The 14,393-nt window shown below is 73.4% G+C and carries 14 protein-coding genes; 10 read left to right on the top strand and 4 right to left on the bottom strand.

Annotated elements, in window-relative coordinates; all coding sequences use genetic code 11:
• Positions 1 to 52 precede the first annotated feature (52 nt).
• The 3 genes from dapB to ACN27B_RS17470 all read left to right on the top strand — a co-directional run bounded on the left by dapB (position 53) and on the right by ACN27B_RS17470 (position 2,435).
• Positions 53 to 826 (top strand): 4-hydroxy-tetrahydrodipicolinate reductase, encoded by a 774-nt coding sequence (gene dapB, locus ACN27B_RS17460; RefSeq protein ID WP_422741013.1) that lies wholly within the window; start codon positions 53 to 55, stop codon positions 824 to 826.
• 90 nt (positions 827 to 916) lie between these two features.
• Positions 917 to 1,852, top strand: coding sequence for a helix-turn-helix domain-containing protein (locus tag ACN27B_RS17465; RefSeq protein WP_099162065.1), 936 nt, complete (start codon positions 917 to 919; stop codon positions 1,850 to 1,852).
• Positions 1,853 to 1,967: 115 nt separating this feature from the next.
• Positions 1,968 to 2,435, top strand: coding sequence for a GNAT family N-acetyltransferase (locus ACN27B_RS17470; protein ID WP_099162064.1), 468 nt, complete (start codon positions 1,968 to 1,970; stop codon positions 2,433 to 2,435).
• Positions 2,436 to 2,681: 246 nt separating this feature from the next.
• Here the strand turns inward: ACN27B_RS17470 and ACN27B_RS17475 are convergent, their stop codons facing one another.
• Positions 2,682 to 4,787, bottom strand: coding sequence for a glycogen debranching N-terminal domain-containing protein (locus ACN27B_RS17475; protein ID WP_422741014.1), 2,106 nt, complete (start codon positions 4,785 to 4,787; stop codon positions 2,682 to 2,684).
• Positions 4,788 to 4,933: 146 nt separating this feature from the next.
• Here ACN27B_RS17475 and ACN27B_RS17480 point away from each other — a divergent pair, with 146 nt between their 5' ends.
• The 4 genes from ACN27B_RS17480 (at position 4,934) to ACN27B_RS17495 (ending at position 9,282) form a co-directional block, all read left to right on the top strand.
• The gene (locus tag ACN27B_RS17480; protein ID WP_422741015.1) at positions 4,934 to 5,923 is read left to right on the top strand and encodes a LacI family DNA-binding transcriptional regulator; all 990 of its coding nucleotides are present in this window, start codon (positions 4,934 to 4,936) and stop codon (positions 5,921 to 5,923) included.
• A gap of 25 nt (positions 5,924 to 5,948) precedes the next feature.
• Positions 5,949 to 7,196, top strand: a complete 1,248-nt coding sequence (locus ACN27B_RS17485; RefSeq protein ID WP_355521659.1) for a sugar ABC transporter substrate-binding protein — start codon at positions 5,949 to 5,951, stop codon at positions 7,194 to 7,196.
• Between the two features lie 81 nt (positions 7,197 to 7,277).
• Positions 7,278 to 8,396, top strand: a complete 1,119-nt coding sequence (locus ACN27B_RS17490; RefSeq protein ID WP_099162060.1) for a carbohydrate ABC transporter permease — start codon at positions 7,278 to 7,280, stop codon at positions 8,394 to 8,396.
• Position 8,397: 1 nt separating this feature from the next.
• On the top strand, positions 8,398 to 9,282 hold the full coding sequence (locus ACN27B_RS17495; protein ID WP_091579895.1) for a carbohydrate ABC transporter permease: 885 nt from the start codon (positions 8,398 to 8,400) through the stop codon (positions 9,280 to 9,282).
• A gap of 47 nt (positions 9,283 to 9,329) precedes the next feature.
• On the opposite strand, the gene ACN27B_RS17500 is transcribed toward ACN27B_RS17495, so the two are convergent.
• Together ACN27B_RS17500 and ACN27B_RS17505 are read right to left on the bottom strand one after the other, a co-directional pair.
• Entirely contained in the window at positions 9,330 to 9,710 is a 381-nt protein-coding gene (locus ACN27B_RS17500; protein WP_422741016.1) for a VOC family protein, read from the bottom strand.
• Positions 9,711 to 9,774: 64 nt separating this feature from the next.
• A complete protein-coding gene (locus ACN27B_RS17505) occupies positions 9,775 to 10,377 on the bottom strand; it encodes a GNAT family N-acetyltransferase (protein WP_422741017.1) in 603 nt (200 codons plus the stop codon).
• Between the two features lie 35 nt (positions 10,378 to 10,412).
• On the opposite strand from ACN27B_RS17505, the gene ACN27B_RS17510 reads away from it, so the two are divergent.
• On the top strand, positions 10,413 to 11,702 hold the full coding sequence (locus ACN27B_RS17510; protein ID WP_099164719.1) for a glycosyltransferase family 87 protein: 1,290 nt from the start codon (positions 10,413 to 10,415) through the stop codon (positions 11,700 to 11,702).
• Here ACN27B_RS17510 and ACN27B_RS17515 read toward each other — a convergent pair.
• Positions 11,601 to 12,152, bottom strand: a complete 552-nt coding sequence (locus tag ACN27B_RS17515; protein WP_099162057.1) for a GNAT family N-acetyltransferase — start codon at positions 12,150 to 12,152, stop codon at positions 11,601 to 11,603. The genes ACN27B_RS17510 and ACN27B_RS17515 overlap by 102 nt on opposite strands.
• 83 nt (positions 12,153 to 12,235) lie before the next feature.
• On the opposite strand from ACN27B_RS17515, the gene ACN27B_RS17520 reads away from it, so the two are divergent.
• Positions 12,236 to 13,465 carry a winged helix-turn-helix domain-containing protein gene (locus ACN27B_RS17520; protein ID WP_099162056.1) on the top strand — a complete coding sequence of 410 codons (1,230 nt, stop codon included), beginning with the start codon at positions 12,236 to 12,238 and terminating at the stop codon, positions 13,463 to 13,465.
• A gap of 31 nt (positions 13,466 to 13,496) precedes the next feature.
• Positions 13,497 to 14,003: a DUF2752 domain-containing protein gene (locus tag ACN27B_RS17525; RefSeq protein WP_396824327.1), complete on the top strand. Its 507-nt coding sequence runs from the start codon at positions 13,497 to 13,499 to the stop codon at positions 14,001 to 14,003.
• Positions 14,004 to 14,393 lie beyond the last annotated feature (390 nt).

A 14,393-nucleotide genomic window follows, 5' to 3' on the forward strand; every position in this document is an offset into this window, starting at 1 on the left:
GCTTGTCGGTCCGCGGCGTGGCCCGCGTCCCGATTGGGATAGGTTGTGCCCCGTGACTGACGTGCGGGAGAAGGGCCCGGCCGAGGCGGCCCGGGTCGGCGTGCTGGGTGCCCGGGGCCGGATGGGCATGGAGGTCTGCAAGGCGGTCGAGGCCGCCCCCGACCTGGACCTGGTCGCGGCCGTCGACCAGGGTGACGACCTGACCACGGTCGCGGACGCCGGGGCCGGCGTGGTCGTCGACTTCACCACCCCCGACGCGGTCATGGACAACCTGCGCTTCTGCGTCGAGCGCGGCATCCACGCCGTGGTCGGCACCACCGGCTTCACCGAGGAGCGCCTGGCGCAGGTGCGCGACTGGCTCGCCGACCGGCCCGGGGTGGGCGTGGTGATCGCCCCGAACTTCGGCATCGGCGCGGTCCTGATGATGCAGTTCGCGGCGCGCGCCGCCCGGCACTTCGAGTCGGTCGAGATCGTCGAGCAGCACCACCCGCGCAAGCTGGACGCGCCTAGCGGCACCGCCACCTACACCGCCCGGCTGATCGCGGCGGCCCGCGCCGAGGCCGGCCTCGGCCCGGCCCCGGACGCCACCCGTGACGAGGTGGCCGGGGCCCGCGGCGCCGACATCGACGGGGTACGCGTCCACGCGGTCCGCGCCACCGGCCTGGTCGCCCACCAGGAGGTGCTGTTCGGCACCACCGGCGAGACGCTGACCATCCGGCACGACTCGTACGACCGGGCCTCGTTCATGCCCGGCGTGCTGCTGGCCGTACGCGAGGTGGTCCGCCGGCCGGGCCTCACCGTCGGCCTGGACGCCCTGCTCGACTGACCGCGCGCCGCGCCCGCGTCGGCCCCCCCGGCCCGCGGGTGCGCAACGGCGATCAAGCGGTGCCGCCCGCGGCGGGTGCAGGCTGAGCGCATGAACCGGAACGACGGACTCACCGGCCTCCTGGACGTCCTCCAGGCCGCGCTCGACGATCCGGCGGCGAGCCCGGGCGGCCTGGCCGCCCGGGCTCACCTGTCCCGGTTCCACTTCGACCGGTTGGTCGCCGCGGCCACCGGGGAACCGCCGGGCGCTCTGCGCCGCCGGCTGCTCCTGGAACGTGCGGCGCACCGGCTCACCACCAGCGGCCGGACCGTCCTCGACATCGCCGTCGAGGCCGGGTACGGCTCGCACGAGGCGTTCACCCGCGCCTTCCAGCGGTCCTACGGCCTCGCCCCGACCGCCGTCCGGCGGCGCCCACCGCTGACCTTCCGCGAGCTGGAGCTGCCCTGCCCCAGCGGCGTCCACTTCCAACCGCCCGGCGGCCTGCGGCTGCCGGCGGCACGTCAGGAGACCCCGATGAACGTGCTCCAACACCTGGTCGACCACCACGTCGAGACACTCGGCGCCATCATCGACCGCGCCGGCCGCCTGGACGACCGGGTGCTCGACCGCCCCGTCACCGTGTCCGTGGAGACGATCGACGAGCAGCCGACGCTCCGCTCCCTGATCAACGCGATGGTCACCCAGGAGGAGCACTGGCTCGCGGCGCTGCGCGGCGGCGAGTGGCCCGACGAGAGCGACCGGTCGATGACCGGGCTGGCCGCCCGGCACGCGGTGGCCGGCCGTGACTGGCGGGCCTTCGTGGCCACGACCCTGTCCGCCGGTACGCTGGCGGACACCTTCGTCGACACCACCTGCACGCCCCCGACCACCCACACGCTGGGCGGCACCATCGGCCACGTGATCACTTTCGCCGCGGTCCGTCGCACCCTGGCCATCGGCGCCCTGCACAGTGCCGGCGTCACCGACCTCGGCGCCGGCGACCCGCGACCGTACCTCGACCGCGCCGCACTCGCCCCGACCGACTGACCGTCCCGACCCGGGGCCGGTGGGTCGACCGCCGCCGGTCCACTGGCCGCCGGTCGGGGCGCGATATCGGCGAAACCGATGGCCGGCGGGTGGGACCGACCCTAGGCTGACCGCCATGATCGACTCTGGAGAGCACGACCGGCTCGGCCGCCGGGTGACCCTGCGGCCGGTGGACGACGACAACTGGCGGGCGGTGGCGGACGTGGCGCCCCGTGACGACCAGCGCACCTTCGTCGCGGCGTTGGCCGCCCGCTATTTGCTGCTCACCATGCACTCGGACGTGTGGAACTCGCTCGCCGTGTGTGCCGACGACGTCGTGGTGGGACACGTCATGTGGGGCGTGGACGATGACGGCTCACGGTGGATCGGCGGCATGGTGATCGACGCCGCCGAGCAGGGCCGGGGGCTGGGCCGCGCCACGGTGCGGACGCTCACGGCCTGGTTGGCCGAGGCCGGCCAGCCGATCCGCCTCAGTTACCACCCGGACAACGCCCCCGCCGCCGCCCTCTACACCTCCCTGGGCTTCCACCCCACCGGCGACATGGAGGACGACGAACTGGTGGCCGAACTCCCCACCCCCTGACCTCCCCCACCCCACCCCACCCCACACCGCCCGTCGCCCTCCCGCCGGTGATCAAGGAGTTCGCGTCAGAACCCGCCAGCCCGCCCGACGCAAACCCCTTGATCGCCGCCCCTCCCCGCCGGACGGGCCGGCGGGCCGGCGGGCCGGGCGGGCATGAAGTTGGCGGCGGTGGGGAGATCGGAACTGCCGCCAACTTCATGATCAACGAGGTGGGGCGGGGCCCGGTGCGGCGAGGCTGCTGGTGGGTCAGGGGCGGGGGAGGGGGAGGGGGGTTTCGGCGGGGGATCGGGGGGTGGGGATGTGCAGGGTGGCGGGGAGGTCGGTCAGGGTGGGGTGGCCGGTGTGGTCGACCGAGACCGTGACCGGGGAGCCGGCGATCCGCAGGCCGGCCGCGCTCAGCGCGCCCAGCTCGGGGCCGGCCAACGGGCGCAGGTCGACGCGGCCGTTCGGCACGTCCGGGTAGACGCCCAGGCCGGCCTGGAGCAGCAGCACGGCCGCCGCCGCCGACCAGGCCTGCGGACGGCAGGCCGCCGGGTACGGCACGGGTCGACCGAGGGCCGACCGGTCGTCCCCGCCGTACAGCTCGGGGAGGCGGTAGTCGAACGCCTCGGCGGCGGCGAGCAGACCGTCGGCGAGCCGCAGCGCGGCCGCGCGGTGCCCGGCGCGGGCCAGCCCGGCGAGCACGATCGCGGTGTCGTGGGCCCAGATCGACCCGCAGTGGTAGGACAGCGGGCTGAACCCGGCGTCGTCGGTGGACATGGTGCGCAGGCCGAAGCCGCCGGCCAGCGCCTCGGTGGAGAGCAGCGCCGCGACCTGTGCCGACTCGGCGTCCGACAGCAGGCCGGTGCCGAGCAGGTGGCCGATGTTGCTGGTCAGTGAGTCCACCGGGCGCTTGTCCCGGTCCAGCGCCAGCGCCGGCTGGGGGCCGTGGCGGCCGTCCACCCAGAACGCGGCGCGGAACCGCTCGGCGAGCCGGTCGGCGTAGCCGCGCCAGCGGTCCGCGCCCGGGCGGCCGAACGCGTCCAGCAGGTCGGCGCCGTTCGTCGCGGCCTGGTGCGCGTACCCCTGCACCTCGGCCAGCACGATCGGCGGCGCGGCCAGCCGGGCGTCCCGGAAGCGCACCGCGTCGCCGGAGTCCTTCCAGCCCTGGTTGGCCAGGCCGTGGCCGGTGGTGTCGATGTACTCGACGAAGCCGTCGCCGTCGGCGTCGGCGTGCTCGTCGAGCCAGCGCAGCGCCGCCTCCAGATGCGGCAGCAGCGGCTCGACCTGGTCAGCGGGCAGGCCCCAGCGCCAGGCGTCGTGCAGCAGCCCGACCCAGAGCATGGTCGCGTCGACGGTGCCGTAGTAGGCGGGAGGCAGCCGCATCCCGTTGTCGAAGGACAGCTCGTGGCGGCGCAGCTCGTGCAGGATCTTGCCGGGCTGCTCGCCGGTGGCCGGGTCGACCCGGGTGCCCTGCCGTCGGGCCAGCACCCGCAGCGTGCCGGCGGCCAGGTCGGTGCCGAGCGGCAGCATCATCCGGGCGGCCCAGAGGCTGTCCCGGCCGAACAGGGTGAGGAACCAGGGCACGCCGGCGCCGAGGAAGACGTCCTCCGGGTGCGCCGGCTCGGCCAGCCGCAGCCCGCGCAGGTCGGCCAGGGACCGGTCGAGCAGCCGCAGCAGGCGGCGGTCGTCGGCGTCGACCCGTGGCTCGGCCCAGCTCGCGGCGGCCGGCGCGGCGCTCACCACGGCCCGTGGGTCGGCGACGTCGAGCCGCCAGCGCAGCGTGACCGAGGCGCCCGGGTCGACGGTGACCGGCCAGCTCAGGCGCGGCGCGACGGCGTGTTCGCCGGCGGCGTCCACGGTGGCGTCCGCGCCGGTCACGGTCACGGTGAGGCCGTCGGCGGCCCACTGCACCCGGCCCGGCTCCCCGGCCTTGGCCTCCAGCGGCCGGCCGGCGTGGCCGGCCTTGACCTGCTCGACCGGGGCGAGGTCGCAGGCCAGGTCGACGGTGACCGTGGTGCGCACCGGCTCGGCGGCGGTGGACGTCACGACGATCTCCTCGGTCAGACCGCGCGCGCCGGCCTGCCGGATGCGGTCGACCCGGACGGTGGGGTCGGGGGTGGGGTCGCCGAGCCAGCGGGCCAGGCCGACGAAGCGGGCGCCGTGCGGGCCGACCGCGCCGCCGCCGATCGACTCCGGCTCGCGGTCGTCGAGGCGCAGCTCGGCGCGGGAGAGCACCCGGGCGTCGGCGTGGAAGACGCCCTGGACGCCGTGCGGCCGGAGCTGACCGGCCGCGTCGCCGAGCGCGCTCGTGGGGGCGTGCACCACGCCGACCAGGTCGTGCAGCAGCGGTTGGAGGTGGCGTTCGGTCACGAGGGGACTCCTGGTGCTGATCGGTGGCGACGGACGTCTTGACAGATGACCGCGGCCGGTGCAAAGTGCGAAACATTCCAGAAACTTTGAACGTTCTAATCCTGCCCCATCGGGATTGGATCGTTCAAGGCGGCGAGAGGGATTTCGTGGGAGAAAAGGTAACCATCGCGACGGTGGCCCGGCACGCCCAGGTCAGCCGGCAGACCGTCTCCAACGTGCTCAACGCGCCGCACATCGTCCGCGAGGACACCCGGCAGCGGGTGCGGGAGGCGATCGCGGCGCTCGGCTACCGGGCCAACCAGGCCGCCCGGCAGATGCGGACCGGCCGGTCCCGGCTCATCGCCGTCCGCATCGAACCCACCCGGGACGGCATCAACGGCTCGGTGCTCGACCGCTTCCTGCACGGCCTCACCGAGACCGCCGACGCCGGCGGCTACCGGGTCCTGCTCTACACCGCCCGCGACGACGACCAGGAGATCGCCACCTACGACGCCCTGCTCGGCGCGTACGACCTGGACGCGTTCGTGCTCACCGGCACCAAGCACGGCGACCCGCGTACCGCGTGGCTGGCCGAGCGCGAGGTGCCGTTCGTGACCTTCGGCCGGCCCTGGGACGCACCGGACGCCCACCCCTGGGTCGACGTGGACGGCGCCGCCGGCACCGCTCAGGCCACCCGACACCTGCTCGCCGCCGGCCACCGCCGGATCGCCTTCCTCGGCTGGCCCGCCGGCTCGGGGGTCGGCGACGACCGGCGCGCCGGCTGGCGTACCACCATGGCGGAGGTCGGCCTGGACGGCGCCGCGGTGGACCGCGCCACCGAGGACGGCATCGCCGAGGGGGCGCGCGAGTTGCGCGCGTTGCTCGCCCTCGACGCGCCGCCGACCGCGGTGGTCTGCGCCAGCGACTCGCTGGCGCTCGGCGCGTGGCAGGCCGCGCGCGAGACGGCGACCGGCGTCGCCGTCGTCGGTTTCGACGACACCCCGGTGGCCGCCGCGGTCGGGCTGAGCAGCGTCAGCCAACCGCTCGGTGAGGCCGCCGCCCGCTGCGTCGAGCTGCTCACCGGGCTGCTCGACGGGCAGCAGCGCGACCCCCAGCTGCTGCTGAGTCCCTCGCTGGTGCTCCGGCACACGGCGTGATCCCATCCCCCACCAGGAGAATCAGATGACACCTCGCACGTTCACCCGGGCCGCGCTGGCGGGCGTCGCCGCCGTCGCGCTGCTCGGCTCCGCCGCCTGCGGCAGCGGCTTCGACGACTCGGCCGGCGACACCAAGCAGTCCAGCGGCCCGGCCAGCCTGCAGATCCTGATCGGCTCCTCCGGCGACGCCGAGACCAAGGCCGTGCAGGAGGCCGCCGCGAAGTGGGCCGGCTCCTCCGGAAACACCGCCACCGTCACCCCGGCCCAGGACCTCACCCAGCAGCTCGGCCAGGCACTTGCCGGTGGCACCCCGCCGGACGTCTTCTACGTCGACGCCACCCGGTTCGCCGACTTCGCCAGCGTCGGGGCGCTCGAGCCGTACGGCGACAAGGTGAGCAACACCGACGACTTCTACGAGAGCCTGCGCACCGCGTTCACCTACGACGGCAAGCTCTACTGCGCGCCGAAGGACTTCTCCACGCTGGCGCTCCAGATCAACACCGACCTGTGGACCAAGGCCGGGCTGACCGACGCGGACGTGCCGACGACCTGGGACCAGCTCACCGCCGTCAGCCAGAAGATCAAGGCGAAGGGCCAGGTGGCGCTCGCGCTCGGCGACACCCGGGACCGCATCGGCGCGTTCCTGGTGCAGAACGGCGGCTGGTTGATGAGCGCCGACGGCAAGCAGCCGACCGCGGACACCCCGGAGAACCTCCAGGCCCTCCAGTACGTCAAGTCGCTGCTCACCAACGGCTACGCGAAGTTCCCCAAGCAGCTCGACTCCGGCTGGTCCGGTGAGGCGTTCGGCAAGGGCAAGGCCGTGATGACCATCGAGGGCAACTGGATCAAGGGCGCCCTGCAGAACGACTTCCCGAACGTGAAGTACAAGGTCGTCCCGCTGCCGGCCGGTCCCAAGGGCCAGGGCACGCTCTCCTTCACCCAGTGCTGGGGCATCGCCGCCAAGTCCAAGTACAAGGAGCAGGCGATCAAGTTCGTCGAGGCGATGACCGCCGGCGACCAGCAGATGGCGTTCGCCAAGGCGTTCGGCGTGATGCCGTCCCGCCAGTCCGTGAGCGGCCAGTACACCAGCGCCTTCCCGGCCGACAAGCCGTTCATCGACGGCGTCGCGTACGCCCAGGGCCCGGTGAACGCGCCGAAGATGGACAGCGTGCTGCGTGACCTGGAGGCCGGCCTGCAGGGCCTGGCCACCGGCGACCCGAAGACCATCCTGGCCAACTTCGACAAGAACGCCAAGGCGGCGCTCGGCGGCTGAGGTGTAAGGAGGGGCCCCTTGTTAACAGACGGGTGTTAAGAGGGGGCCCTTCCTTTCACCTCCCCCGAGAAGGGAGAGGGAGTGGCAACGGACACGCTCGCCGCGCCGGGCACCGCCTCGGCCGGCCCGCCGCGCCGCCGCCGCGGCGGTATCCGCGGCAACGAGAACCTCGCCGGCTGGCTCTTCGTCGCGCCGGTGATCGTGATCCTCGGGCTCTTCCTGCTGCTGCCGATCCTGATGGCGCTCTGGGTGAGCCTCACCGACTGGAACGGCCAGGGCAGCCCGTTCACCGGCGACGTGCCGTTCGTCGGCGGCGACAACTACTCGCGGCTGTTCACCGAGGACGGGCTCGCCCGCCGCGACTTCATGACCGCCATCCGCAACAACATCTACTACGTCGGGATCGTCGTGCCGGTGCAGACCGTGCTCGCCCTCGGTCTCGCCCTGGTGGTGAACAACCGGCTGCTCAAGGGGAAGGGCTTCTTCCGTAGCGCCTTCTACTTCCCGTCGGTCACCAGCTCGGTGGCGATCAGCGTGGTGTTCCTCTTCCTGTTCGCCAACTCCGGCGCGGTCAACCGGCTGCTCGGCCTGCTCGGCATCGACGGCCCCGAGTGGTTCGCCGACGGTCGGGGCGTGCTGCACCTTCTGTTCGGCGCGTTCGGGATGAACGAGCCGCCGGCCGCGCTCACCTCCGGCGGCCCGCTCGGGCTGACCTGGTGGGACTGGCTCTCCGGGCCGAGCGTGGCCATGACGTCGATCATCTGCCTGGTCATCTGGACCACCTCGGGCACGTTCATGCTGATGTACCTGGCCGCCCTGCAGAACGTGCCGGTGGCGCTGGACGAGGCCAGCACGCTCGACGGCGCCAGCCGCTGGCAGCGCTTTCGCTACGTCACCCTGCCGCTGATCAAGCCCACCACGTTCCTCGTGGTCACCCTGGGACTGATCGGCTCCTGGCAGGTCTTCGACCAGGTGTACGTGATGAGCCAGGGCGACCCGGCCAAGACCACGCTCACCCCGGCGTACCTGTCGTACCGGACCGCGTTCCGGGACTTCGACTACGGCTCCGGCGCGGCCATCTCGTTCGTGCTGTTCCTGATCATCATCCTGCTCACCCTGTTCCAGCGCCGGCTGATGGCCGACCGGGACGGTCCCCGGCGCGGCCGGTGGTGGCGTCGACGCGTACCGGAGGGGTCCTGACATGGCCGTGCTGACCGACCGGCCGGCGCCCGTCGCCCGCCGCGGCGACCGCGGGACGCGCGCCCGGGTCAACCGCGTCCTCGGGTACGCGGTCCTGATCTTCTTCGGGCTGGTCTTCCTCTACCCGTTCGTGATCCAGCTCGGCAACTCGCTCAAGACCGAGCCGGACGCGGCGGCCAACCCGCTGTCGCCGTTCCCCGACCCGCTCACGCTGGCCGGCTTCGAGCGGATCTTCTCCGGCACCAACTTCCCGCTCTGGCTCGGCAACTCGCTGCTGGTCACCGTGCTGGTCACGCTCGGCCGGGTGTTCTTCGACTCGCTCGCCGGCTACGCGCTGGCCCGGCTGCGGTTCCGGGGCCGGGCCGGGCTGTTCGCCGCCGTCATCGCGGTGATGGCGGTGCCGGGCGTGGTGCTGCTGATCCCGAAGTTCCTGGTGCTCAAGCAGATCGGCCTCTACGACAGTTACGCCGGCCTGATCGTGCCGCTGCTCGCCGACGCGGCGGGCGTGTTCATCATGAAGCAGTTCTTCGAGTCGATCCCGGTCAGCGTCGAGGAGGCGGCCCGGATCGACGGCGCCGGGGTCTTCCGCACGTTCTGGTCGGTGGTGCTGCCGATGGCCCGGCCGGCGCTGATCACGCTGACCATCCTGTCGTTCCAGGGCTCCTGGAACGAGTTCCCGCACAGCCTTGTGTCGGTCCAGGACCCGGACCTGTTCACGCTGCCGCGCGGGCTGGCCGACCTGGTCAGCGGCTCGCTCGGCAAGGGCACCCAGTATCCGCTGAAGCTCGGCGCGGCGCTGCTGGCCACCATCCCGGTGGCGGTGCTCTTCGTCATCTTCCAGCGCTACTTCGTGCGCGGCGCCAACGAGGGCGCGGACAAGGGCTGATCCGCGCTGGCGGTCCCGCCCCGTGCCGGGACCGCCAGCGCGCCGGCTCAGCTCTCCTCGATGAGGGACATGACGTTGCCGGCCGGATCGGTGAACCAGGCGATGGTGGGCCCGTTGCCGCGCATGATTCCCTTGTCGTCCTGCGGCATGCCGTCGTACCGCTCCAGCCGTACGCCACGCGCGACCAGCTCGTCGACCGCCCGGTCGACGTCGGCGACGGGGAAGTTGAGCACGGTGTAGCTGGCCGGACGGTGGTCGGGCTTCGGGTAGACGAGCACCGGCCGGTCGCCGGCCAGATGCAGCGTCAGGATCCCGCCCATGTCGTCGTCCCGGGAGACCCGCAGCCCCAGCACGTCGGCGTAGAAGCGCTGCGCCCGGTCCGGGTCGTCCACCGAGAACCCGCTGAACGCCTTCGTGTCGCCGAACATGATCCGCTCCTCACTCTGGCCTGTGTCGTGCCTACCAGGGTCGGACCGGTGCCGGGGCGGAAACTCATCGGTCGGCGGGAGAACCCTCCGGGTCCGTCGCCGCCTCGTCGGGAACGGCCACGTGCAGCCGGAGCTGGGGGACCAGCATGTCGTCCACGTCGAGCGCCCGGGTCGCGCCGTCCGGCTCCCAGCCGGTCGAGCCGAGGAACGCCCGGGTCGCCGCGTCGGCGTCGAACACCCAGGCCACCGCCCGGGTGAAGCCGTCGGTACGCCAGTGCTCGACGGCGGCGGCGAGCAGCCGGCTGCCGTGCCCCCGCCGGCCCCAGCGGGGCTCGACCAGCAGGTCGGTCACCGCCACCACGCCCGAGGCGAGGGCGTCGGCCGGCTCGCCCGGGGCGAGCGCCTCGGCGTCGGCCGGACCGGAGGCGGCGAACCCCACCAGATAGGATTGCGCGGCCTGTTCGACGGCGACCAGCACCCGGTGCGCGCCCGAGGGCGGCTCCTGCACCGCCGCGCTCCACCGCCGGGCCAGGTACGCCTCGTCCAGGTTGTCGAGCACGTGCCGGGGCAGGATCCGGCGGTACGCGACCCGCCAGGTCGCGAGCTGGATGCGTGCGATCTCGGCGACGTCCTCGGGACGCGCGGGGCGGACGTAGCCTGCAGCCATGGCACGTGAGCCTACGCAGGGCGAGGAGGGTGACGGTGGCGCAGGGTGCCGGGCGGACGATCGCGCAGGTCGTCGCCGTGGCGGCGCTCGCCGCGGCGGTCACCGTGTTCCTCTCCGTGGCGGCGGTGCGGCACGGCTTCTTCGACCTCAACGTCTACTACGGGGCGTTGACCTTCTGGGTGCACGACGGCGGGGAGATCTACGACTTCCTCAAGGCCGGCACCCAGTACGGCTTCACCTACCCGCCGTTCGCCGCGCTGGTCATGCTGCCCATGGCGTACCTGCCGTGGAACGCCGCGATCGTGGTGAGCGTGACCGCGACGGTGCTGGTCAGCGCCGTGGTCATCTGGTGGCTGCTGGACCCGGTGGCCCGCCGGTCCGGCTGGACCCGCTGGTTCACCCTGGCGGTGGCGCTCTGCCTGGCCGCCGCGTACGAGCCGATGCGCGAGACGGTCAACTTCGGCCAGGTCAACATGCTGCTGCTCTTCCTGGTGGCGGTGGACCTGCTCCGGCTGCTGCCGGCGCGCAACCGCTGGGCCGGCGTGGGCATCGGACTGGCCACCGCGATCAAGCTGACGCCGGGCATCTTCATCGTCTACCTGCTGGTCACCGGCCGCTGGCGGGCCGCCGCGACCGCGGTGGGCACCGCCGCCGTGGCCACGGTGGTGGCGGCCGGTCTGTTCCCGGACGCCTCCCGGGAGTTCTGGACCGAGGCGCTGTGGAACACCGACCGGGTCGGTGAGTTGGCCTTCGTCTCCAACCAGTCGCTGCGTGGGGTGGTCGCCCGGCTGGACCCGCAGCACCCGAGCACGATCGCCTGGCTGCTGCTCGTACTCGTGACGCTGGTGATCTGGGGTTGGCGGTGCCGGCGGGCGGTGGCCGCCGGCGACGAGGCCACCGGCCTGGCCCTGACCGGCGCGGTGATGTGCCTGGTCAGCCCGGTGACCTGGGTGCACCACCTGGTCTGGCTGCTGCCGGGGCTGATCCTGCTGGTCGACAACGGCATGGCGGCGCGCGGCCGGCGCCGCCGTCTGCTGCTGGCCGCCGCGCTGGTCGGGTACGCGCTGCTGTGCAGCCGGATCGTCTGGTCCTGGGAGAAGGACTTCACCGGGGTGGACGGCTTCCTGGGCAGCAACACGTACGTCTGGATCAGCCTGGCGCTGCTGCTCGGCCTGCCGATCCGGCGTCGGGCGACGCCGGTGCGTTCCGACGGGCCGGCGGGGTCAGTCGTCGAGCCGGGCGGTGTAGCGCAGCTCGCGGAGCAGGACCGGGGTGCGTCCGCCGGCCAGCGGCACCGGATAGGCGGACTCCTCGCCGTCCGGTGAGTGCCCGGCCCGCTCGTAGAAGCGGCGGGCCCGCGCGTTGTCGGCGAGCACCCAGAGCCGGTAGCCGGTCCAGCCCCGCTCGGCCAGGCCGGCGCGTGCCGCCGTGAGCAGCGTCCGACCGACGCCCGAACCCCAGTACGCCGGCTCCAGGTAGATCGCCAGCAGCTCGCCGTGCGCCGGATCCAGGTCGCCGCGGTCCTGGTTGTTCCGGTACGGCCCGAACGTGGTGAACCCGGCGACCAGGCCGTCGTCCTCGGCGACCAGCGTGGTGAACGGGTGGTCCGGGTCGGCGGTGCCGAGGTCGCGACGCCGCTGCGCCCAGGCGCGCGGGTTGAGCCGGTTCAGCACCTCGTCGGGCATGATCCCGGCGTAGCCGGTCTGCCAGCCGTGGATGTGCACCCGGGCGATCGCCTCGGCGTCGTCCGGCTCCTCCCGGCGGATGGTGAGCACCTGTCCGTTCTATGCCCCGACGGGCGAACAGTCCAGCCGCCGCTCCCGGGTGATGTCGGAGGGCTGGATTAGGGTCGCCGACGATGGCCGTACCGGAATCGCTCTCCCTCGCCCAGGCCCGGCGGATCGCCCTGGCCGCCCAGGGCTTCGCCGACCCGGCGCCCGCCGGCGTGCCCACCCGACGACACCTGCGCCGGGTGCTCGACCGGGTCGGGCTGATCCAGATGGACTCGGTCAACGTGCTGCAACGCGCGCACTACCTGCCGCTCTACAGCCGCCTCGGGCCCTACCCGACCGCCCTGCTCGACACCGCGGCCTACCGCCGTCCGCGGGAGCTGTTCGAATACTGGGCGCACGAGGCGTCGCTGGTCCCGGTGCGGCTGCACCCGGCGCTGCGCTGGCGGATGGCCAAGGCGCGCGACGAGGCCTGGGGCGGCATGCGCCGGATCGCCGAGGAGCAGCCCGAGCTGGTGGCGTGGGTGCGCGACGAGGTGGCCGCCCGAGGGCCGCTCACCGCCGCCGAGATCGAGCACGACGCGCCGCGTGAGACCGGCAACTGGGGCTGGAACTGGTCCGCCGTGAAACGGGCGTTGGAGTTTCTCTTCTGGGCCGGCGAGGTCACCGCGGCCGACCGCACCAACTCCTTCGCCCGCCGCTACGACCTGCCCGAGCGGGTGCTGCCGGCCGCCGTGCTGGACGCGCCCACCCCCACCGACGCCGACGCGCACCGCACCCTGGTGTCGATCGCGGCCCGGTCGCTCGGCGTCGCCGCCGAGCCGGAGCTGCGCGACTACTTCCGGCTGCCGGTCGCCGGGGCCCGGCGCGCGGTCGCCGAACTGGTCGAGGCGGGCGAGCTGACCCCGGTCACGGTCCAGGGCTGGCGGCATCCGGCCTACCTGCACGCCGACGCCCGGCTGCCCCGCTGGGTGCGGGGCAACACGCTGGTCAGCCCGTTCGACCCGCTGGTCTGGGAGCGGGGCCGCACCGAGCGGCTGTTCGGCTTCACCTACCGGATCGAGATCTACGTGCCGGCGCCGCAGCGGGTCCACGGCTACTACGTGCTGCCGTTCCGCCAGGGTGAGCGCTTCACCGCACGGGTCGACCTCAAGGCCGACCGGAAGGCCGGCGCGCTGCTGGTGCCGGCCGCCTGGGTGGAGCCGGGCGCCGACCCGGGGGAGACGGCGGTGGCGCTCGCCGCCGAGCTCTACCGGCTCGCCGGCTGGCTCGGCCTGGACGCGGTCGCCCCGCCGGCCGCCGGTGACCTGGCCGCGCCGCTCGCCGCCGCGTTGGTGGGCGTGGCGGGTGTACGGTGAGCGCGTGACGAGCGTTGACCGGCCTGCCACCATGCCCGACCCGCACCCGGAGACGCACCCGCACCCGCACCACCCCTATCCGCCGGTCGAGCCCGACCGGTTCACCCGGATGGTGCTGCGCCTGCACGCCCGCGCCCCGCGCTGGGCGGTGCCGCTGGCGGCGCTGGGCTGCGTCGGCCTCGGCATGGCATACGCGCTGATCAGCGACCCGACCCAGAGCGACCCGGACGCCCGGCCGACCTGCCTGCTCAAGCTCACCACCGGGCTGGACTGCCCGGGGTGCGGCGGCACCCGCGCCCTCTGGTACGTGCTGCACGGCGACCTGCCGGCCGCCGCCCGGCACCACTTCCTCTTCGTCTTCGCGCTGCCGTTCCTGGCCTGGCTCTTCGCCGCCTGGGCCGGCAACCGGGCGTTCGGGTGGCGGCTGCCCGAGCCGCGGTTCAGCCCCAAGGTGATCGGTGGTTTCCTGGCCGCCTGGGCGGTCTTCTCGGTGGTCCGCAACCTGCCGTGGGCACCGTTCCCCTCGCTCTACGTCTGACCGCTGCACCACGGGTGCGGAGGTGGCGGGCGCCGCCCGTTCTGCCCACGACCCGCTCCCGGACGCCTTGGGAGTTGAGTCGTTCCTGCCACCGTGCGCCCCGCTCCGCTAGGCCCACCGGCCCTGGCCCGGCACTTGCACCGGCTCCGGTACCGGCACTTGCACCGGCGTCCGCGCCGGCCGGCGCTCGTGACCGAATTCCTCCCGCCACCCGGGAAGGTCGTTCCACCCGTCGGGAACCCCGAAGATCTTGGTACGAAACGGCCCTCCCAGGGGCCTTTTCGTACCAAGATCTCGGAGCCGGAGATGTCACCGGCGACTCAGCTCGACAGGCGATGCGGGGGGAACACCGCGCCGGGCGAGACCTTGGCCACGGGCCGCCGGCCCGGT

The sequence above is a fragment of the Micromonospora sp. WMMD754 genome, assembly GCF_049315235.1.
Taxonomy (GTDB): Bacteria; Actinomycetota; Actinomycetes; order Mycobacteriales; family Micromonosporaceae; genus Micromonospora; species Micromonospora sediminicola.

Excerpts from the sequence above, each read along its gene's own strand:
- ACN27B_RS17520 (WP_099162056.1), top strand. The coding sequence starts at position 12,236 with ATGGCCGTACCGGAATCGCTCTCCCTCGCCCAGGCCCGGCGGATCGCC.
- ACN27B_RS17525 (WP_396824327.1), top strand. The coding sequence starts at position 13,497 with ATGCCCGACCCGCACCCGGAGACGCACCCGCACCCGCACCACCCCTAT.
- ACN27B_RS17465 (WP_099162065.1), top strand. The coding sequence starts at position 917 with ATGAACCGGAACGACGGACTCACCGGCCTCCTGGACGTCCTCCAGGCC.
- ACN27B_RS17505 (WP_422741017.1), bottom strand. The coding sequence starts at position 10,377 with ATGGCTGCAGGCTACGTCCGCCCCGCGCGTCCCGAGGACGTCGCCGAG.
- ACN27B_RS17500 (WP_422741016.1), bottom strand. The coding sequence starts at position 9,710 with ATGTTCGGCGACACGAAGGCGTTCAGCGGGTTCTCGGTGGACGACCCG.
- ACN27B_RS17470 (WP_099162064.1), top strand. The coding sequence starts at position 1,968 with ATGATCGACTCTGGAGAGCACGACCGGCTCGGCCGCCGGGTGACCCTG.
- ACN27B_RS17495 (WP_091579895.1), top strand. The coding sequence starts at position 8,398 with ATGGCCGTGCTGACCGACCGGCCGGCGCCCGTCGCCCGCCGCGGCGAC.
- ACN27B_RS17485 (WP_355521659.1), top strand. The coding sequence starts at position 5,949 with ATGACACCTCGCACGTTCACCCGGGCCGCGCTGGCGGGCGTCGCCGCC.